The following is a 21,029-nucleotide window of genomic DNA, read 5'->3' on the forward strand; positions in this document are numbered from 1 at the left end:
AAATGTTAGAGATAATGCGTGAGAACGCCTCCGGCTGGATCGTCAAGATCCTGTTTGCCATCATCATCATCGTTTTCGTATTTGCCTTTGGTATGTCCGGCCTTGCCCCTACCGGTGATCCGGTTCTGGCGACCGTGAACGACCAAGTCGTCACAAGAGCCGAATACGAATTCGCTTACCAGCGCATGGCAGAAGCCATTGGCCGCTCAAATCCGAACGTCACCTCCGCACAATTGCAGAGCGCACAATTCAAGCAGATGGTCATGGGCGAACTCATCAGCAAAAAACTCCTGTTGGGTGAAGCCGAGAAACTCGGCATAGGCGCATCCGACAAGGAAATGATTGAAGGCATTGCTGCCCAGTCCATGTTCAAAGATAAGAAAGGCGCGTTCAACAAGAACATCTATCAGGCCGCTCTGCGAAGCATTCGCATGACTCCGGCCCAGTTTGAAGCCGACTTCAAGCAAGAAATAATCATTGAGAAGGTCAAGCAGGGCGTCGGGAGTGCCGCCTCGGCGACTCCAGCTCAGGCTCGCCAGTTGTTTGACTGGGTGGGAGAGCAGGTCCGCATCGACTATATTCAGGTCGCTCCCAAAGATTTCATGGACACCGTCACGGTATCCAATGATGAAATCAAAGCCTACTTCATGGCCAATCAGGAACGCTTTACCGCTCCCGCACAGGTTCGCCTGCGTGTGATCTCCTTTACCCCTGACGCTCTGGCCAAATTCCAGACCGTCACTGATGACGAGATCAAGGCTTACTATGAAGCCAACTCGAAGCTCATGCAGCAACCGGAGCAGATTCACGCCCGTCACATCCTCGTGATGATCAAAGACTCTGATTCTGACGCTGACAAAGGAAAAGCCAAGGCCAAGATTGAGGAAGTCCTCAAAAAAGCCAAAGCTGGTGAAGATTTCGCATCCTTGGCTCAGGAATACTCCGAAGGTCCCAGCGCCCCGAACGGTGGCGAACTTGGCTGGTTTGGTCGTGGTGCCATGGTCCCTGAATTCGAAAAGGCCGCATTCGACACCGTCACCGGTGACATCTCCGGGCTGGTCAAGACCCAATTCGGCTGGCACATCATCAAGGTTGAAGAACGCAAAGATGCTTCTACTCAGACATTGGATGACGTCAAAGACGAACTGCGCACAAAGATCGCTCAGGAAAAAGCTTCCGAAAAGATCACCGAGCAGTTGGATCAAGCCATGGATCGTTTGATTTCCGGTATGACCATCGAAGAAATCGCCAAAGAACTCAAACTTGAAGCAGTCACCACCGAGCCCATGCCTGCGCTCTTCCTGACCCAGATATTCGGCCTGTCTCCTGAAGCAGCCAAAACGGTTCAGGATCTGGCTGTCGGCGAAGCTCACAAGGCTCCCATTGCCGTCAACGGTGGATACATGCTCGTCGAAAAAGTCGAGGACATTCCGCCGACTCTCATGTCGCTGGACAAAGTCAAATCGAACGTCGTCGGCAGCATCAAAAAGCAAAAATGCGACGAAATGGCCCAGAATGAAGCTGAAAAGATTCATGCTGCGTTGACCGGTACAAACGCTGCCAAGGCCGCCAAAACCTACGCAAAACGCATCAAGACCTCCAAGCCTTTTGGTCGTCAGGGTAACGTTGCAGGACTGGGTCAGAGCAAGCCTTTGACCGAAGCCGCTTTCTCGGCCGAAGATACCGCATGGCTGCCTTTGGTCTACACCATGCCGAATAGCGTTCTGGTCGTCCGACTGAACGAACGCGTCCCCGCCTCCGAAGACGCATGGAAGGAACAAAAGAAGTTCTGGATGGAACAGGCGACACAAAATTACCGCAAGGAAATGCTCGCATCCTTCATGGATGAGTTGAGCAAAAACGCGAAAATCGACATCGTCCAACCAGAAGTTCTCCAATAGACTTCATCAAAAAGAAATCAAAACGGCCTTCCCTAATACAGGGAAGGCCGTTTTTTTGGTTCATCCGGCTCACAAATACTTTTGAGCCAAATGCATCTTATTTTTCACGCTTCACAATTTGTTGATAATAATCTCCCACGGCTTCCTGCAAGGCGTTAGCTGCCAGCCAGGCGCAATGTTGATCATCTGTAGGCAAACATTCTGTCCCTCCCAAGCCCTCAAGGACAGTCTCTCCGGTGATGGCAACAATCTCGTCACAAGGCTTGCCCACTGCCAGTTCTGCAGCCATAGACCCACTGATCATGCTAGAACCGCAGCCGTCAGTAGCAAACCCGGCGTCACACACTTTGTCATCGTCAATATACAGAAATATTCGTATGGTATCACCGCATCCCCCGGTGGATGCGCCCTCATAATTGGCCTTGGCGGGTTTACCCCGATGCGGCGGGTTGCGCCAACGCTCAAACCCCGCCTGCCCATAGGCCTCAATAGTTTCTTCATTAACCTTACCCTGAAGTTCATTCACAATATCATCAAAACTGGGCATTCTCTCGTCCGTTTGTTGAATGGTTATCTGCCCCAATGTGAGGTCTTCGGCAGGCCTGTTAACAACCCGCGCCTTGCTCAGCAATAATACAGGTTCATCCAATTTAAAAGTATCCTTAGCTTATATAAAATCGTTTTTTTACACTGTTCATTCTGTCGAAATTCAACCGACTTGCAAAATCTCATCCCACACTGTCGTGTATCGTGGAGAACGCATCTCCCGTTTCATCTTCCACCCTTGGCGAATACCTGATGCCGCGAATGCAACCGTATCACGCCCCCATTTTGTATTGCAGTTGTCCACGGCCTGCATAAGCGGCTTATCGCTTGGACGGTGTGCAGGAGGCAATGCCAACAGATTAAGCCAACGTCCATGCTCAGGTTCAAGCCCCGAAAGCATGACCCCGCACTTCTTGTAGGTGTATCCCTCTTTAAAAAGACGCTCCATGCCCGCCTGGGCAGCACGAATAAACGTGGGCGTATGTGAGGTGCTTATTGCCAACGGAATAGATAAGGTGTCGGAATATTGCGGCTCCCCCAATTTGAACCGATTGGTCTCCAAAGAAACGTGAATAATCGAAGCCACGGACCGTTGCTTGCGCAATTTCTCGACAGCACGGGTCATATATTTTGCCGTTGCCTCCAGCATATCCTCCAACGAAGTCACCGGATGACCGAAGGAACGGGACGAAACTATGGTTTTCTTGCCCACCGGCCCCATAGCAAAATCAAGACACGGCCAACCTCGCAATTCCAACAAGGTCTGAAGTCCGGCCACAGTCATCTTCTTCTTGACCCAGTTTCGTTTCAATTCCCGAAATTTCAACGCATTGGTCACGCCCATTTTTCGCAACCGTTTTGCATGGCGTGGGCCTATGCCCCACACATCCCCGATCTCAGTCCATTGCAAAACCAGATCAGGGGCCGGACTCGCTCCGAAATCAAACACCCCACGGCACCGTTCCTGTTTCTTGGCAAAACGATTGGCAAGCTTTGCCAACGTCTTGGTTGGCCCCACACCCACAGAGACCGGAATCCCTGTCCACGCATGCACTGTGGCTCGCAGTTTGCGTCCAAATGCCTCGGCTCCCCCTTGTATGCCTGTCAGATCGCAAAAGGCCTCATCAATGGAATATATCTCCACCTCCGGACAAAACCGAGTCAAAATCTTCATAACACGCGCCGACATATCTCCGTACAGGGCATAGTTGGATGAAAAGACAGCCACGCCACGGCGCTCCAGCATAGACCGGCATTTATAATATGGTGCTCCCATGGGTACGCCCATATCTTTTGCCTCGTTCGACCTTGCAATCACGCACCCGTCATTATTGGACAGAACCACCACAGGACGACCAACCAGATCAGGTCGGAACGCCCGCTCGCAGGAAGCATAGAAATTGTTGCAGTCGATCAGTGCGTAGCTTTTCGGCATGGTGGATCTCGTTATGGAAATGTCTCCGACGGGCCTACCGGCGGTCCCTCCGGGGGCTCAAGAACCTTTTGAAAAAGGTTCTTGAGCATCTCCCAAACTTTTTATTGCGCCTTCGGCGGGGTATTTATGGTGTGTTTTAAGAAAAAAAGAGAATCCATTTTCAAAGCTTGTGAATCACGTGTTGAACAACACCCCAGACTTGAAAATCGGTATCTTCGGAAAGTGGGACCGGCGGGTACTCTGGATTTTCCGGGGCAAGCTCCAGACCAGTCGCAGTCTTGCGGAGTCGCTTGACCGTGAATTCACCGTCCACGCAGGCGATGATGACATCACCAGAGCGCGGTGTCCGGGATCTATCTACCACCAACAAATCATCATGATGAATGGCTGCACCGATCATTGAATCGCCACAGACACGGACAAAAAACGTTGCCTCCGGCCTCGGCACAAGGTGCTCGTTCAAATCAAGCGTCTTCTCAAAATACTCCTCGGCTGGCGATGGAAACCCCGCAGGTACGGCCTCGCCAGCCAAGACGATAGGCACGTGGCTCCCACAATCAGCCCGAGCAACGCTCTCAACCCAATCAACTGAAACCGGCAGCCCGGTCCCTTCATATATTTGCATTGTTCCATGCACCGTTTGTTAAATTTAATAAAACATTCTTTCGTTTTCTACTCATTTTTGTCAATCAAAATAATACACAATTCGTCAGTTCTCCCGCTATAGACCGAAAAAAAAGGCGCACTATGAACATAGTGCGCCGCCTATTCTGCTTTGTTTCTTACAACAATTAAATTTCACAGCCTACTCTGGCATTCGTGTCATACAATAAAATCCGGCTGAATGATGCCCGTTCATTGTTTCGAACACGACCTCCTCAAAGGTTAGGGTGTCAAAGTCAAAGAACAAGGCCTCCATATGATTACGATCATGATGCCTAACGATACCACCGTCAGGCAAATCAAAAATGCCGTAAATACCATGCTTTTCATGACCAAGTTTGTACCGATCAAGATTGCGTTTATCCCGGTTGAGCAAAAAATCGTTAACGTACAGCAGCCCGCCCGGAACAAGAACCCGCTTCAACTCAAGCAGCGTCTCGGCCTGCATCTTGGTTTCGGGCATGCAAGTGAATACACCAAGCATGATTGCCGCATCAAAACTATTGTCCTCAAAAGGCAAAGGGCCGCCGGGATAGGCTCGCAGGTCAAGAGTGGGATATTCACGTCGCCCCCGATCAACGAGAGGTTGTGAAAAATCAATACCAGTCACATGGACATATCCGGTCTCGGTCAACTCTGCGACAGTTCGGCCATACCCACACCCAAAATCAAGTACCCGTGTGTCCAAAGGGACATAGCCCTTGAATTCATCAAGCATAAGTGGCGTGGTAAAGGTCTTGTCCGCGCCTTTGCCGGTCCAGTATTCTTGTTGGGATTCGATGACGGACCTCCTACAGAGTCATACGAACATTATACAAATTACGCCCCCGCTGCACGCGCATGAGAATTGTCTTCTGCATACGATTGCGCAGGAAGGCATTGAGCAAGTCAATGCCTGACTTAAGCCGCCTGTTACCTATCTGATGGATAGTGTCACCGGTTTTCAGACCAAGTTTGGCAGCTGCAGAACCGGGGACCACCATAGTTACTTCCGCACCGGCCCCTTTCGCGCGATCACCCAGCTCAAATCCCCAACGGGTACGAACGAGATCCAGCGCCATACGCTTATCCAACACTTGAGGCTTGAGCGTGTGACGAAATTTCTTCCCGTCACGAAGGACAACCAAAGAAAGGGCTTCCGATTTAGTCGTACTGTAAATCCGGGTCAGATACTCATCCTTATTGGTGATATTCTGCCCGTTGACAGTCAAAATAATATCCGCCGCCTTGATACCGGCCTTGGCTGCTGGCGTATTGGGGTAAACCTCGGAAACCAGCATCCCTTTCAAGTTCTTCAAGTTAAAGTAACGGGCTGCGGCCTGATCAATGTCCTGTCCGAACATTCCGAGCCAGATGGGAGAAACATGGCCGGAATCCAACAGTTCGTCGATCACGAATTTGGCCTTGTTGATCGGAATGGCAAAACCGATACCCTCGGCGCGGGCATGGATGGCAGTATTAATGCCGATGAGTTCTCCGTGAATATTCAAAAGCGGCCCACCGGAGTTGCCGGGATTAATGGCCGCGTCGGTCTGAATAAAACTGCCGAACGCCCCCTTGTTGGTACGCATGGGCCGATTCAGGGCCGAAACAACACCAGTGGTCACCGTATGGGAATAGCCAAAAGGATTACCGATGGCGATAACGGTTTCGCCAATAAAAATATCACCGGAATCACCCATGTCGACCTGCGGCAGATTGAAAGCCTTGTCCAGCTTGAGTACAGCCAAATCAAAATCAGTATCCGAACCAACCAGTTCCGCCGTAAACTCACGTCCATCGTTGAGACGAACCGTAATCTTGCCACCCGATGCAACCACATGCGCATTGGTCAACACCAGGGCTTTAGCACCGTCGATAATAACGCCAGAACCGAGGCTCTGAGAATCCCGTTTGCGTTGATTACCATAAAATTCCTTGAAAAATTGATCAAAAAAAGGATCACCAAAAGGCGATACCGAACCGCCTTTGTTCTTCTTGATGACAGTAATATTAACAACTGACGGACTGACGGCTTCCACGGCCTTGACCACTGGAGTACGACGATCATTTTCTGCTTGGGCCGGACTGATAACGACAGCGAAGCACAGAATGAAGGAGAGAACGACAAGCAACTTATTCATACTATTTATTCTCCTGCCATGGCACGAAGCCGGGCAATACGATCTTCAATGGGAGGATGCGTCGCGAACAGGGACATGGTCCGTCTGCCCGAAAAAGGATTGACGATAAACATGTTTTCCGTGGCCGGGCTGCCCTCAAGCGGAACCTGTCGAGAGGCTGCATCAAGTTTTGCCAATGCCCCGGCAAGATGCAGGGGATTCTGCGCAAGTCGCGCTCCGGTTGAATCAGCCAAATATTCACGGGAACGGGAAATAGCCATCTGAATCAATCCGGCCGCCACGGGAGCAAGAAAGGCCATGGCTAACGCAGCAAGAGGGCTGCCGCCTTCATCGTCGTCACGGGAAAAACCACCGAAAATAGCGGTCCACTGCAACATGTTGGCAATAAAAACAATAGCCCCGGCCAACACCGCCGCGATAGTTTGGATGAGAATATCACGATTGGCGATATGCCCGAGTTCGTGCGCAAGCACACCTTTGAGTTCGTCGGGACTCAGGATGTTGACGATACCACGAGTGACAGCCACCACGGCGTTCTCAGGGTTACGCCCCGTTGCAAAGGCATTGGGCGAATCTTGAGGGATGAGAAAAACACGCGGCTTGGGAATGCCTGCGGAAACGGCCATTTCTTCCACTACACGGTGGATATGCGGAGCATCGCCCGGAGACAATTCCTGTGCTTTGTACATCTTGAGCACAATTTTATCCGAATACCAATAGCTACCCACATTCATGAGCATGGCAAGGCCAAAGGCCAGAAACAAACCAACACGGCCCCCCATGGCACCGCCGAGCATCATGAGCAGGCCGGTGAGTAAGCCCAGAAGCAAAACTGTCTTTATCTGACTGGTCATGTCAGCTGTATCCTCCAAAATATTTCAACTTGTTGACTGCCAATAGATAGGAATTCGGGTACAAAGGTCAAGAGAAAGGCAAAGGGAGAAATCCGGCCACAAAGCTCTGCTGTCACATAATTGAATGACAATTATTTGCATAACGCGCCGAGAAAACGCATTTATAATTTGCCCAAGCGCCAAAATCATTATATTTACATGTTCAATAACCACCCTCGCGCCCGGGAGATCGTTTATGAAAACAAACCAGGACGAAACTGTAATGCCAAAAAGCACTGAAATTCTGACCGTTGGTCCAGCCAAGATCAAAAATCCAATTAATTTCGGAAGATTCGCCGAAGATGATGAAGCGGTTCTGGTAAACATCTCTCGCAGAAATGTGGATGGTTCCAACCGGAGCAAGAAGACCCCGGACCATGTTTATTTCGAAGCCGCCGGGCCCCGTGAAAAAATCTATTATGACGCGAGCAAAACCAAATGTGCTGTCGTAACCTGCGGCGGCCTGTGCCCCGGCCTGAACGATGTTATCCGGGCTATCGTCATGACCGCCCACCACGAATACAAGGTCACATCTGTCTTCGGCATCCAGTATGGTCTGGCCGGATTTGTACCAGAACAAGGCTATGACGTAATCGACCTGACCCCGGAATATGTCAGCCGCATCCACGAATTCGGTGGAACCGTGCTTGGCAGCTCCCGAGGTCCTCAGGAACCGGAAGCTATTGTGGATGCTCTGGAGCGCATGAATGTCGGCATCCTGTTCATGATCGGCGGTGACGGGACCATGCGGGCCGCCTCCAAGGTCGTAAAAGAAATTTCTCACCGGGGCCTGTCCATTTCTGTAGTGGGACTGCCAAAAACCATTGACAACGACATCAATTATGCCTCGCCATCATTCGGCTTCGACACCTCCGTAGAAACTGCGGCCATGGCCATCAAGGGCGCACATGTTGAAGCCACGGGCGCACCCTGGGGTATTGGCCTAGTCAAGGTCATGGGACGTGATGCAGGTTACATAGCCGCACAAAGTGCACTCTCCTGCCAAGAAGTCAACTTCTGTCTCATCCCCGAAGATCCGTTCGACATTCATGGTGAAAATGGTCTTCTGGCCGCTCTGGACAAACGAATGAGAAAGAGTGGTGATGCGGTCATCGTGGTGGCTGAAGGGGCAGGGCAGGAACTCCTCAAAGAATCCAGCCAGAAAGATGCTTCGGGCAATGTCCAACTGAGCGACATCGCCTCCCTACTCAAAAAAGAAATCATCACGTACTTCGAAGATCAAGGGATCGAGCCGACCCTGAAATACATCGACCCGAGTTATATCATCCGTTCCGTCCCGGCCAACGCCAACGACCGTATCTACTGCTCATTCCTCGGCATCAACGCCGTCCATGCAGGCATGACCGGACGCACAGGGATGGTCATCTCCCGCTGGAACGGACGGTACGTCCACATTCCCATAGAGTTGGTGACTAAAGGGAAAAAACGTATCAACGTTCAGTCCAATTACTGGCGCGCAGTGCTTGAGTCCACAGGGCAACCAACAAGCCTGAAAAATTCATAACGACTTATGAGAGTGATAATTATTGTTGATAAAGACAAAAGATAGGTATAGGGTCCTCAGAATCTTGAATAAATTTTTGGTAAAAGTTTACGAGCAATATCCGCAAGGGGGTTTGTATGGATGTGCTGATGCTTTCACGGCTGCAATTTGCTGCGGCCACCATGTTTCACTTCATCTTCGTCCCACTGACTCTGGGGCTATCGGTACTCATCGCGTTCATGGAAACAAGGTATGTCCAGACCGGCGATGAAGTGTATCGAAAAATGGCAAAATTCTGGGGAAAAATCTTCCTGGTCAACTTTGCCCTCGGTGTTGTCACCGGTATCACGCTGGAATTCCAATTCGGCACAAACTGGTCAAGATACTCCGCCTACGTGGGCGATATCTTCGGTTCGCTGCTCGCCATTGAAGCGACAGCCGCATTTTTCCTTGAATCCACCTTTATCGGCGTCTGGCATTTCGGTTGGGAAAAACTGTCACCCAAGGCTCACGCCACCGTGGCATGGCTGGTGGCCGGTGCTTCCAACCTGTCCGCCATCTGGATTCTCATTGCCAACGGCTTCATGCAAGACCCGACCGGTTTTGTCCTCCGTAACGGTCGCGCTGAGCTGACCGACTTTGTGGCAGTCATCACCAACAAGTGGGCATGGCTGGAATTCTTCCACATGATCCCAGCGGCTTTGTGTCTCGCAGGATTCTTCCTCATGGGCGTCTCCGCATGGCACTTAATCCGAAAGAGTGAAGTCGATTTCTTCCAGAAGTCCTTCAATATCGGTGTCACCGTAGCACTGGTCTTCTCCATAGTCGTTGCGGCCGAAGGGCACATCCATGGTAACAACATGTCCCTCAAGCAACCCGCCAAGCTGGCTGCCATGGAATCCCACTGGGAAACCCAGACCAATGCGCCCATGTACCTGCTGGTTGTTCCGGGTGAAGATGGCAATCTGGTGGAAGCCCTACCGATCCCCGGTGCTTTAAGCTTCCTGGCCTACAACGATTTCAACGCCGAGGTGAAAGGGCTGAACGACTTCCCCAAGGAAGACCGTCCGCCTGTGCTCATCACTTTCCTGGCCTTCAGGACCATGGTTGGCATCGGAACACTGATGCCTGCAATTGCTCTGCTCGGTTGGGTCATGCGCAACAAGCTTGATAAAATTCCGTTGTACCTCAAAGTACTACCGTACTGCATTCCGCTTCCCTATATCGCCATCTGGGCCGGTTGGACTCTGGCAGAGGTCGGACGTCAGCCGTGGATCGTCTACGGACTCATGCGCACCTCGGATGCCGTTTCACCAGTCGGGGCGGGCGAGGTCACATTCTCGTTCGTTCTCATGTGCCTCCTGTATTCCCTGCTTGGTGCAGCCGGTATATGGCTGATGATTAAGCTTGCCAAAAAGGGTCCCGAAGACAACAGCCCCATCCAGGTCTAGCCTGAGTGTGCGAATAGAAGGAGTTACTCTATGGAAAATCTGATAGAAATCGGTTCGCTGCACTATTACCTGGCGATGATCTGGTTCGTCCTCTGGGGTGTGCTTTGGGCCGTCTATTTCATTCTGGATGGCTTTGACCTTGGCGTGGGGACCCTACTTCCCTTCCTTGCAAAGGATGAAGCAGAGAAACGGGCCATGCTCAATTCCACCGGCCCATTCTGGGACGGCAACGAAGTCTGGTTGATCGCAGCAGGTGGTGTCACTTTCGCAGCCTTCCCATATGCATATGCCCAGATGTTCAGCGGGCTATACACTGCCCTCATGCTGCTCTTGTTCACCCTCATCGTGCGCGGTGTGTCCTTTGAATTCCGTTCAAAGGTGGAACATGACGGCTGGAAAAAACTCTGGGACACCGCCCACGCGGTCTGTTCCTTCCTTCCCGCCTTGCTTCTCGGGGTTACCTTTGGAAACATCTTCCAGGGACTGCCTCTGGATGCAACCGGATTCTCCCAGGCCGGACTACTCGGCCTGCTCAATCCGTACGGTCTTGCTGGCGGCGTGCTGTTCGTCGTCATCTTTTTGATGCACGGCGCACTCTGGATGACCATCCGCACTACCGGCGAACTGCATACGCGGGCCGAGAATTTGGCCATCAAGCTCTGGCCAGTTGAAGTCGTCCTGACGGTCCTGTTCCTCGCCTTCACAGCCGTGAGCACCAAGCTGTTCACCAACTACCTGGTCTACCCGATCCTCTTCGTCATCCTATTGCTGCCCGTGGCCGGCCTGGTGCTCATGCGCACCTACCTCGGCGCGAAGAAGTACTGGATGGCATGGGGCGCATCTTGCCTGTACATCGGCGGGACAGCGTTGTTCGGTGTAGTCGGTATCTTCCCGGCCATTATCCCGTCCAACCCAAGCCCGGCCAACAGCTTGACCATTCTGAATTCCTCATCGAGTGAATTGACGCTGACAATTATGCTCGGCGTGGCCGTGATTTTCATCCCGTTGATTATCGGTTACCAATTCTGGGCATACAAGACCCTTGCAACGCCTATCACAGATGAAGATATTCATTACTAGGCCACAAACCAATTGAAATATAAAAGCCCTGCCCAGTTAACTGGGCAGGGCTTTTATTGTATTCATTAAACCGCCTTCGGCGAAGGAGGATATAATTTTTTTTTATAAACGACAGCCTTCGCGAAGCGACACAAAAAATTTTGGAAAGTCCAGAGAACCTTTTGGAAAAGGTTCTCTGGTCCCGCTGAAAACGACCGCCGGTAGGCCCGCCGGAAGCATTCGGTTATTTTTGTTTACGGGTTCCGGCGTAAAGTTCGTATTCGAGCAACCGGCATTCGATTTTAGCGTTCCAGAAAATCTTTCGACTCTTAGTGCGTAAACCGATGCGCTTGGCGAGACTGGAGTTACCTGTAAAAATAAACCCTGTTTTGCCACCGCAGTGCTGCTTAAAGAAATCGCCGATGCCACTATAAACACTTTCGAGTTGTTGAATTTCGCCAAGCCGCTGGCCATATTCCGGGTTGAGCATAACAATACCGGGACCTTCAGGAATCTCTGTTTCCGAATAATCACAGAGAGCAAACTCAATAAAATCACCGACTCCTGCGAGACGGGCATTATCCTTGGCGGCCTCGATAGCTTCAGGATCATGATCGGTCGCGATAATCCGACCCTTGATTTCAGGGTTCTCTGCATCTTCGGCCTGACCGAGCATGTCATCCCAGAATTCCTGATCAAATCCAAGAAGCTGCTTAAAAGCGAAATCATCCCGCAACAACCCAGGAGCACCATTCAGAGCCATAAGTGCAGCCTCAATGGCAAGAGTGCCTGCGCCACACATGGGACCGATGAAATGTCCGCCCTGCTTGGCAAGCTCTGGCCATCCTGAAGAAAGTACACAGGCAGCAGCCAGCGTTTCCTGCATGGGTGCAGTGTGGGGACGCTTGCGGTACCCACGCCGAGGCAAAGGATCACCTGTTGTGTCGAGATAGATGGTCGCCTGATTTTCCCGCCAATGCAGGAACAAACAGACACCTGTTGTCTCCGGGCCTGAATCCGGCCGCACATCAAACATCTCCATGAAGCGATCAGCCACAGCATCCTTGACCCGCAAACCAGCGAATCTGGAATCTGTAACCGTTGTATCGCGAATGGAAGCATCCACTCGAAAATACCCGTCTTTGGCAATAAACTCTTCCCATTGAAGGGACCGAATTTCACGATAGAGTTCATCAGTATCAAAAGCGCGGAATCGCTTAAGCTCAAGAAGCACGCGATGACCGGTTCGAATCCAGAGATTCAGGTTCATGCAATCCTTGAGTGAACCATAGGTCTGAACGCCAGCATCCATGACATACCTGCGAGAATACCCGAGCTGTTCAAGCTCACGGTCAAGATACTCGGGGATACCCTTGGGACAGGTGACGAGAATGGGGGCCTCTTGAGAAAAAATATCCATGAAAACCTCGATTATAAAGGACGCATGTCCCACTCGACCACAGGATCATGATCGGCGGCGGGACCGGATGAAAAGTCAGTAACGGAAGCCGTCCTGACATTGGGCAAGGGGGCGGGACTGGACAGGGCCAAAAAGAAAGCCAGGCCAGTGGCAACACCCAATGACGGATCAAACAACAAGGGAACAACCATCCCCAAGGTAAACAAGACAACGAACAGCCCTGCGCCCAATCGTGACATCCTACGATACAATAGGACAAACAAAACAACCAGACAAAGACCCGGAAGAATCATGCCCCACCCCAGAACAAGCCGAAGCCAGAATGCGGACACCTGAGGAAGATGCGCTCCCATAAGAGCAAGCGATCCTGTCGCGGCTTCCCAAAGCCCGGCCATACCGGGCGGGAAAGTCAAAGGCAGGGCCTTGGTCAAAGGAAGACCGGTCAAAAGCAACATAGGGTCGCTGACAAACAGAGACAAAGATTTGGCCCACAACCAATAATCCACATAGCGAACGGCTTCGGAGGAAGTCGTTGGTAAAAGAAAGGTCACACCGATCAACAATAAAAAAGCAAGTAGAACTACTGTACGAATAGTCTTTGACCCACGGCCAAAACAAAGAAATATCCAACCGGCAGCAAACAGACCGGTCCGGGACAAAGTGGCTGCTATGCCAAGCAAAATCAAGAACCGCCACACCGGCCTTCCCTGATCAGGTTCGTATACGCCGCCGTCGTTTTCTCCACACCGAAGGCTGGCGCACAAAGAAAGCAGCAGCAACCCGGCCAGAATGTCGATATTCCCAATCCAACGCGTAACAGGCGCACTGTGATAAATAGACGCCTCGACCGCCAGATCAATCAAGCACAGGAGACCAAGCAGGCCGCCATACCGTTGAAAATCAGCCCTATCCGGCAAGCCAAAGGTGATGATCCACAAGAAACAAAATACGAGCATGACCACTGGCGTCAACTCGACAACTACTGGCACAAAAATTTTCAACTGATGTATGAGATCCTGACCATTTTTGACAACTATAAAGACCAACGTAATAAACATTCCCACTTCAAAAAAGAAACGCTTTTTAAGACGAGCACCGGAACGGCGGAACAACATGGCGTAGATTACCCCGACACCGGCAAGAAGCAACCACGGCAGGACTGGCGAAACAGGTCGAGTCGAAGGCATAAAGACGCTCAACACTGCCACCAACGGCACAGCCACATATGCAATGGCAAGAGGAAATGGTGCCAGTCTGGTTGCGGCACCGGATACGGGTTGTTCCTGTTTCATACGCACCGTCAGTTACCTTGTTGGGTAACGCAGGTAAAGGCGGATTCCACACCCGGAGTTTGTTCCCCTAAAGCCTCTTAAAAATATGTTTTTTTAACTCACCGCGATTATTAAAGATTCGCTGCAAATTTCCACACAAGAGACAATGTGCCGATATAATTAAGAAAACATGCAACCCCTTAAAGAAATTGAAAATATTGTTTAATACAAAAAATTCCTGTATAGTAGCACGGTGTTACCAAGCCTGGGGGGCATGTGTGGACAACGATATTCCGATAGGAGTGTCCATGAAAAAGGTTGCACTGATTAATTCCGGGAAACCGGTTTTCACTGCATTTCTCCTGACTCTGCTACTCGGACTTTTGCCGGGATGCGCAGTAGTGGGACCGTTGTTGAGTTTAGGCAGTTTTGCAGGGCTCGCGCCGCTTCAGTATATTTCGACAGCCTACACCATAGGTGAATTCTCTTACGAATACGCTGCCAATGACAAGGACCCCGGTGAAGTCATTGAGGGCAAGATCAACGCCATGGTTTCCGGCGAAGCGTTTGAACTACCCGAGTATATGCAGGATGACCCCGCAGGGCCTGAAGCACCTGTCATGGTTGCGGAAGCAGAAATTGACCAGACACCATCCATGGCCGAAGAAGCCCGACAGCACCGGATCGAGAATCTCATGGGCCGCCGCCAGGTGCAATTTGAACGACTGGAGCTACGACGCATGGCCTTTCTCAAGGCGCAATCCAACAACGAATTAAGCCTTCGCCAGACTGCAATGTCAGAAAGGACCGACCTGTTCCGAGGTGCCATCGACGAGGTCTCATTGGACTAATTGCACCCGCTCTCCGCGGAATTTCAGGCACACGTCCCACCGGATGTGTGCCTTTTTTCGTCTGGATAAATAAAACCAACATGCGTATATCCTTTTTCAACACTATGAAAAAATCACTCACATACACATACGTTCTGCTCATTACCAGCATGATGCTGTGGGGCGGCACCTGGGTGGCTGGCCGAGTTCTGGTACAGTACATACACCCTATGTCCGCAGCTTTTCTGCGTTTTACATTTGCTTCAGCAACGCTCATCTTGATGTGCTGGAAAACAGAAGGACGCATTCCTCGACTCGCCCGCCACGAAATCATACCGGTCCTCGGCCTCGGTGCGACGGGCGTATTCGCCTATAGCTACTTCTTTTTCACCGGGCTACAGACGACTTCAGCCGGACGTGCCGCGCTCATCGTGGCCTGTATTCCGGTCTGCATCTCCGTACTCTCGGCCGTGTTCTACAAGGAAAGATTCGGCCCGATACGCATCGTTGGCGCACTCATTTCTCTCGTCGGGGTATCCGTGGTCATCGCCAACGGCAGTCCTCTCGCCCTTCTCTCCGAGGGAGTGAGTCGGGGAGACTTCCTGATTCTCGGCTGTGTAGCCAGTTGGACCGCCTATACGATGGGTGGACGATCAGTCACAAAAACCCTGTCTCCCCTCACTTCAGTGGCATGGTCCTGCATTTTCGGAACGATGTTGCTCATCCCCGCAGCCTTCGCAAACGGCCTGATTTCGGATATCAGCAACGTCCCGCCCGTAGGATGGGTTTGTGTCGTCTTTCTCGGAGTTCTCGCGACAGGATTCGCTTATTGTTGGTACTATGAAGCCATTTCCATCATCGGTGCATCCAGATCAGGTATCTTCATCAACACGGTCCCCATATTCGCAGTGGTCATGGGCTTTTTCCTGCTGGATGAACCTATCCATCTTTCTTTGGCCCTCGGTGGCTTCATGGTCATCACAGGCGTATACCTGACCAACAGACAGTAACCCTTTCATTGCCAACACACAGCGCATGGCGCACAATGGGTTCTCCAAGGAGGACATCATGGAAAAACGTTTGGAACGACTGGAAAGCCTTGTGGCTCTTCAGGACAGGACCATGGAAAAACTAAACGATCAGTTGTTTGAACAACAACAGCAGATCACAGGTTTGGAACAATTGGTACGTCGGTTGGCGGGTAAAGTCCGCGAACTGGATGCAGACATGGAACAATCAGGCGGATTGGACGTTCCGCCGCCTCACTATAACGGATAAAGGCGTTCCATGACACACCCCACAGCACAACAAGTCATCGACCACCTCGGACTCATCCCGCACCCGGAAGAAGGTGGTTGGTTTCTTGAAACCCACCGTTCCGAGGAATCTTTCACGCAAGAGATTTTACCCAAACGGTACTCTGGCAACCGCTGCCACTCTACGGCCATCTACTACTTGCTAACGCCGGACACTTATTCTCATATGCATCGCCTCGTGACCGATGAAATATTTCATTTTTATGCAGGAGATCCGTGCGAGATGCTCCAGCTTCATCCAAATGGAAATGGGGAAATCATTACTTTAGGAAACGACTTGCTGTCCGACCAAAATCCACAGGTAAGAGTTCCGAGTTCCTCGTGGCAGGGTATGCGCCTCCTCCCCGGTGGCACCTTCGCCCTCATGGGATGCACTGTCGCCCCTGGCTTTGAATTCGCAGACTATTCTCATGGCACGCGGCATGACCTCATCGAAAAATTCCCAGATTTCGAAGTGCAAATCAGCAGACTGACAACCAAATAGCAAAAGGCGTCTTCATATGAAGACGCCCCTTTCACAAATCGGCACAAACGCTTATACCGACTCAACGTAACAGACTTCAATGACTTCCACTTCCGCAGCAGTAACCGCCGCATCCAATCTGTCCTGATAGGCAAGCCGTTGGCCGACAATTGTCCCGGCAAGCAGTCCCCAGGCTGCACGATTTTCAACGATGTGCATAGCCAATGTAGACACGTCCATGCCCCTGTTCACGGCAATGACATCCAGAAGCGGAACACTTGATTCAGGATCAGCACGATACGCAAGGGCCTCGGCGTATTGCTGTCCCCAGGTCTGTCGCTCCATCAACCCATACTTGCCTTCAACCTCCATGATAAAGGAATCTGCAAGATTGGATATTTCCCGCTGTTTAGCTTTGCGGGCGGCATTCATTTTGGCAGTTTCATCCACCGTGGCCGTGATGATCTTTTCCCGAAAAATCAGATCATCATTTTTACACCACTCGGTTACATAGGTTGTAAACGGCTCCCGATCGATGGGGACGGCTTCATTATAACCCAACCCATCCCACTGTTCTCGAGACAAGTCTGTAAATTTTCGAATAAGCCCCATGTGCTCGACTTTGGCCGGGGGATTCTGTCGATAAGTACCATCGGAATATCTAAACATGACGTTCTCCTTAAAAGGCGTTGCTGTATTTTGTTGATTCAAGAATGGCGAGGCCAACGACTGTACTGGCAGCACCATTGATCCACGCATCCGGGCGAATGACCTTAAAGCCCTGCGATGTCGCAAGGACAACATCCCCTGTCCACTCGGCGCTATTATCCGAGGGGATAAGCCCCTCGTTGACCGGATTGGTCATTGACCTCCGGGTATCAAAGTTCTGCCAATCAGTAGATGAAGACGCTGTATTTTTGAGGAAGGGGACCGAAAGCAGTTTCCCGCCAAGGCTCACAAACGGACCGTCAGCAAGGCCATTGCCAACATACGAAAAGGCCTTGAACACGTCTGAATCAGTGAACAGGTACGCGACATATTGACCCGTCGGCGCGTCGTGAGAAAAGCCAAATGAGGTGGCTGTATTACTCCACGACATAGGGCTTGCGGCGGTAGTATCGAATTTCAACCCAAGGGCTTGCCCTAGAGCAGTATGGTATATCCGCCATGGATCTTCCCCGTCTCTCCGCTTGACCATTGCAAAGGTCACAGGTTTTCCAAATCCATGCCCCACGGAGGTTTCAACGCCTGAAACATGATCAAATGTCACAATCTCAAACCCATGCGCACTTCCGGCCTTCAAACAAAGATCGATAAACCTGTCATCAAATTTATTGCAATTATCATTCGGACCTAACGAATATCCATTGCTATCAAACGATTTGAGAGCAATGGCAGACGACCTCTCCCACACATCGTAGTTTGTATTCAACATCTTTGTCGCGCCACGCTTAGAGTCGCAAAGTGTCCACTTAAAAGAACAATCCCTATTTTTTATATTTACAAAATCAGGACAAAAACCCAATGAGCAAATAGCTGTGGTCCCCACTTTTCCAGTAAAGAATTGAGCTTCGATAAGGTACACCGTATCCACGCCCGCCCCCGGAATCAGCATCCGATGTTGCAGATAGGCGACAGACCCTGCGTAATCTATGGTAGCGACTTTTTCGTCAGTAATGGTTAGGGTTCCAAGCGTTTCCCAATGTGTTCCATCATCCGACCCTTGAAACTGTATTTCACGAGAATGATGTTGATAGGTAATTCCATAATTGGAAGCCCCGTACCACCGTGCGCGGGAAATCAATTTCGGCTCATCCCATATCTTTCCAATCATCGGAGATGGGCCAGCATTGGCCAGCCTCTGAGAACCATTGGAACTAATGGACAACGTTATTCCATTAAATGCTTTGCTCAGATTACCGTCTGAATTGTATGTCCACGTACTTCCAATCGGTGTACCGACAGCACCATCAACAAGACTTGCTCCTGCATCCTCGCCTTCTCCCACCCGACAGACGATATCTACAACGGTTGCAGAGACAAGGGGACAGGGAGTTGGGAGTTTATTGGAACAAAGCGGCAGATATCCGGCGGGAAGCCAATCGAAGTCTTCGGAACCAAAAGAGACAACACTGCTAAGGGTATCTCCACTGTTGTACTTACCAAATACCGGAACATAGTCCCCATCAGACACTATGGCGACGGTCCCTACAGCAACCCCGTTGTTCCAAATCTCGACGGGAGAATTATCCCTCATGATCCTGAGTTCTCTCAAATCAGCATCATACATGATGATTGCAGACGAAGGGAGCAAGTTGTTTTTAGCGACACTGCCACCCCAGGAATCACCTGTTAGACCGACCATGCTTTTGGATGCGCCCTTAACCTTCATGATTCCGGAAAAAGATTGAGGACCTGACATCGCAGTAGTTTCAACCCTCCATGCCCACCTGCCGATCTTCGGCAAAACATATGTGCCTGTGGACCATTCATCGCCTGCACCACCAGTGCATTTTCTGACACAATTTCCATGAGAATACTGAACCGTCCCATTGTCCAACGAAGATAAAGGATTCAACACACAAAAGTTGTTGGTTGGCGTGTCCACGGTCTGCGTCGCATTGTTAAAGGTCCAGTCGTTCCCATTACCAGAACTGTCTTTCCCCAAATTGGAGGCGTCCGAAAAACCCAAATAGGTATGTTTTATAATATATTCATCCAGCTTCTGACGCCGAACGACAAGACCGGAAACAATATCTGACACTTCCAGAAAATTAAAAGGATTTGGCCATGTTGCATTATCATCAAAAACAATCAGGTCAGAATAATAGCCCTTGTCAGTTCCGGCAAACTCAGTCAGGACAGCCGACACGAAAGCGGCATGGGTTGAAGGGACAGCCCCGGAGAACTCTCCGATTTTCACTGTATTTTTGTAAACATTGACGCGAAGGTTCCCGACTTTCTGAATAGTGATCCAATAGTGATTCGTCGGATCGCCAAGCGGTTTGACGGGATTAACGGCTGTCGGCTTGAATCCAAAATGGATTGTACAACCATACCCAACCGTGGCTGAAGAGGAGAACCCCGACTCACAAAGGGCGGAATAGGCTATCTCAATCGGATAGACAGCCCTTCCACCAACTGTTTCCTTTGGTGTGAGCATGGCTAGACCTCCATATTCTGCACAACAAGAATGGTCTTGCGTGCATTGAATTGCTCAACCACCACACGAATTTCCCCAGCCAATGGATTGGGACTCGCCAGCATTTCACTCATCTTGTAGGAAACTGCCAGATTCAATTCGTAGCCTGCGGGATATACGTGAAAGACATAGGTCCCATCATACGGCAGGGATACATCCGTAAAATGGCTTTCTTCCGTTAGGGTCCAGACAACATGATTGCGTTCCACCACCAGTTCGGACAAATCCGTACCGGTATGTACCTGGGCCTCATCTCCATAGACAGCCTTGAGCAAACTGCCGGAAAGAGTCCGAACGATGTTCCCTTCCGAATCAATGGTCTGAAGAACTTCCTCTCCGGTACTGCAACAGGACACAGCCATACCAGTCGCTCCGAACCCAAGGCCAATCAGGGCCTCCGTGGGATTCGTGGCCCCGGTTCCGCCCTGCGTCACAGAGATAGGAATAGCAACCTGACCAAAATCTATGATCTCCTTATTTTCCAAATTATCTTGAGCGGCATTCCAACCAAGGACGTTGTCTGCGGCTGGTTCCGGCAAAACCAAACCTTCTACGGCGGATGAAATGCGCAACGAGATCGTCCTATCGAGCCGTTCGGACAACGCCTGACAAATCATGGTCAACTTATCCAGAGCCGCTTCATGGGATGCGGCAGGAAAAGCCCCATTCTCGAGATAATCCGCCTCCTGGGTCAAAGCAGGACAACGACGCACAAACAGGACCTCCCCCTTCTGCAAAGTCCGGTTCATGTGGCATTCCCCACACGCCTGTTCTCCGGCCCCTGTCAGTGTATAATCAGAGCCAAGAATCTGTACGGTTTCAACGCCTTCAACGTCACTCACAAGAACTTTAACGTCTTCATCCCGCATAAACATAAACGGCAGTTCAAAAACGCAAGTCGACCCATTCCCATCAAAATAATCTCTTGTCTTCAGTGATGCGATAGTCATGA

Annotated in this window: 19 protein-coding genes; 8 read left to right on the top strand and 11 right to left on the bottom strand. The window is 50.8% G+C overall.

Annotation, left to right across the window (positions count from 1 at the left end; genetic code table 11):
* Positions 1–2: 2 nt before the first annotated feature.
* On the top strand, positions 3–1,901 hold the full coding sequence (locus SYK_RS10760) for a SurA N-terminal domain-containing protein (protein WP_281760266.1): 1,899 nt from the start codon (positions 3–5) through the stop codon (positions 1,899–1,901).
* Between the two features lie 97 nt (positions 1,902–1,998).
* Here SYK_RS10760 and SYK_RS10765 read toward each other — a convergent pair whose 3' ends face one another.
* The 6 genes from SYK_RS10765 to SYK_RS10790 form a co-directional block, all read right to left on the bottom strand.
* The gene (locus SYK_RS10765; RefSeq protein ID WP_281760267.1) at positions 1,999–2,550 is read right to left on the bottom strand and encodes an iron-sulfur cluster assembly scaffold protein; all 552 of its coding nucleotides are present in this window, start codon (positions 2,548–2,550) and stop codon (positions 1,999–2,001) included.
* A gap of 60 nt (positions 2,551–2,610) precedes the next feature.
* Positions 2,611–3,882: a Y-family DNA polymerase gene (locus SYK_RS10770; RefSeq protein ID WP_281760268.1), complete on the bottom strand. Its 1,272-nt coding sequence runs from the start codon at positions 3,880–3,882 to the stop codon at positions 2,611–2,613.
* A 160-nt stretch (positions 3,883–4,042) separates the two neighbouring features.
* A complete protein-coding gene (locus tag SYK_RS10775; RefSeq protein WP_281760269.1) occupies positions 4,043–4,507 on the bottom strand; it encodes a LexA family protein in 465 nt (154 codons plus the stop codon).
* Positions 4,508–4,687: 180 nt separating this feature from the next.
* Positions 4,688–5,263 carry a class I SAM-dependent methyltransferase gene (locus SYK_RS10780; RefSeq protein WP_281760270.1) on the bottom strand — a complete coding sequence of 192 codons (576 nt, stop codon included), beginning with the start codon at positions 5,261–5,263 and terminating at the stop codon, positions 4,688–4,690.
* A gap of 73 nt (positions 5,264–5,336) precedes the next feature.
* On the bottom strand, positions 5,337–6,668 hold the full coding sequence (locus SYK_RS10785; RefSeq protein ID WP_281760271.1) for a trypsin-like peptidase domain-containing protein: 1,332 nt from the start codon (positions 6,666–6,668) through the stop codon (positions 5,337–5,339).
* Positions 6,669–6,673: 5 nt separating this feature from the next.
* Entirely contained in the window at positions 6,674–7,522 is an 849-nt protein-coding gene (locus SYK_RS10790) for a zinc metalloprotease HtpX (protein WP_281760272.1), read from the bottom strand.
* A 235-nt stretch (positions 7,523–7,757) separates the two neighbouring features.
* Here SYK_RS10790 and SYK_RS10795 point away from each other — a divergent pair, with 235 nt between their 5' ends.
* From SYK_RS10795 to cydB, 3 genes are all read left to right on the top strand, one after another.
* Positions 7,758–9,086, top strand: a complete 1,329-nt coding sequence (locus tag SYK_RS10795; RefSeq protein ID WP_281760273.1) for an ATP-dependent 6-phosphofructokinase — start codon at positions 7,758–7,760, stop codon at positions 9,084–9,086.
* A 116-nt stretch (positions 9,087–9,202) separates the two neighbouring features.
* Positions 9,203–10,516: a cytochrome ubiquinol oxidase subunit I gene (locus SYK_RS10800; RefSeq protein WP_281760274.1), complete on the top strand. Its 1,314-nt coding sequence runs from the start codon at positions 9,203–9,205 to the stop codon at positions 10,514–10,516.
* A 30-nt stretch (positions 10,517–10,546) separates the two neighbouring features.
* Positions 10,547–11,596: a cytochrome d ubiquinol oxidase subunit II gene (gene cydB, locus SYK_RS10805; protein WP_281760275.1), complete on the top strand. Its 1,050-nt coding sequence runs from the start codon at positions 10,547–10,549 to the stop codon at positions 11,594–11,596.
* Positions 11,597–11,819: 223 nt separating this feature from the next.
* Here the strand turns inward: cydB and SYK_RS10810 are convergent, their stop codons facing one another.
* Both SYK_RS10810 and SYK_RS10815 read right to left on the bottom strand, forming a co-directional pair.
* Complete coding sequence (locus SYK_RS10810) at positions 11,820–12,995, bottom strand: THUMP domain-containing class I SAM-dependent RNA methyltransferase (RefSeq protein ID WP_281760276.1); 1,176 nt, start codon at positions 12,993–12,995, stop codon at positions 11,820–11,822.
* An 11-nt stretch (positions 12,996–13,006) separates the two neighbouring features.
* The gene (locus SYK_RS10815; RefSeq protein WP_281760277.1) at positions 13,007–14,287 is read right to left on the bottom strand and encodes a hypothetical protein; all 1,281 of its coding nucleotides are present in this window, start codon (positions 14,285–14,287) and stop codon (positions 13,007–13,009) included.
* Positions 14,288–14,574: 287 nt separating this feature from the next.
* Here SYK_RS10815 and SYK_RS10820 point away from each other — a divergent pair, with 287 nt between their 5' ends.
* The 4 genes from SYK_RS10820 to SYK_RS10835 all read left to right on the top strand — a co-directional run bounded on the left by SYK_RS10820 (position 14,575) and on the right by SYK_RS10835 (position 16,896).
* Positions 14,575–15,117, top strand: a complete 543-nt coding sequence (locus tag SYK_RS10820) for a hypothetical protein (protein ID WP_281760278.1) — start codon at positions 14,575–14,577, stop codon at positions 15,115–15,117.
* 104 nt (positions 15,118–15,221) lie between these two features.
* Positions 15,222–16,106: a DMT family transporter gene (locus SYK_RS10825; RefSeq protein WP_281760279.1), complete on the top strand. Its 885-nt coding sequence runs from the start codon at positions 15,222–15,224 to the stop codon at positions 16,104–16,106.
* Positions 16,107–16,164: 58 nt separating this feature from the next.
* Positions 16,165–16,374: a SlyX family protein gene (locus SYK_RS10830; RefSeq protein ID WP_281760280.1), complete on the top strand. Its 210-nt coding sequence runs from the start codon at positions 16,165–16,167 to the stop codon at positions 16,372–16,374.
* Between the two features lie 9 nt (positions 16,375–16,383).
* A complete protein-coding gene (locus SYK_RS10835; RefSeq protein ID WP_281760281.1) occupies positions 16,384–16,896 on the top strand; it encodes a cupin domain-containing protein in 513 nt (170 codons plus the stop codon).
* A 51-nt stretch (positions 16,897–16,947) separates the two neighbouring features.
* On the opposite strand, the gene SYK_RS10840 is transcribed toward SYK_RS10835, so the two are convergent.
* From SYK_RS10840 to SYK_RS10850, 3 genes are read right to left on the bottom strand one after another with little or no spacing between them, the layout of a single operon-like run.
* The gene (locus tag SYK_RS10840; RefSeq protein ID WP_281760282.1) at positions 16,948–17,544 is read right to left on the bottom strand and encodes a hypothetical protein; all 597 of its coding nucleotides are present in this window, start codon (positions 17,542–17,544) and stop codon (positions 16,948–16,950) included.
* A gap of 10 nt (positions 17,545–17,554) precedes the next feature.
* The gene (locus SYK_RS10845; protein WP_281760283.1) at positions 17,555–20,038 is read right to left on the bottom strand and encodes a DUF7483 domain-containing protein; all 2,484 of its coding nucleotides are present in this window, start codon (positions 20,036–20,038) and stop codon (positions 17,555–17,557) included.
* Between the two features lie 2 nt (positions 20,039–20,040).
* Positions 20,041–21,027: a phage tail fiber protein gene (locus tag SYK_RS10850; RefSeq protein ID WP_281760284.1), complete on the bottom strand. Its 987-nt coding sequence runs from the start codon at positions 21,025–21,027 to the stop codon at positions 20,041–20,043.
* Positions 21,028–21,029: the final 2 nt, after the last annotated feature.

Source organism: Pseudodesulfovibrio nedwellii, assembly GCF_027923765.1.
GTDB lineage: Bacteria > Desulfobacterota > Desulfovibrionia > Desulfovibrionales > Desulfovibrionaceae > Pseudodesulfovibrio > Pseudodesulfovibrio nedwellii.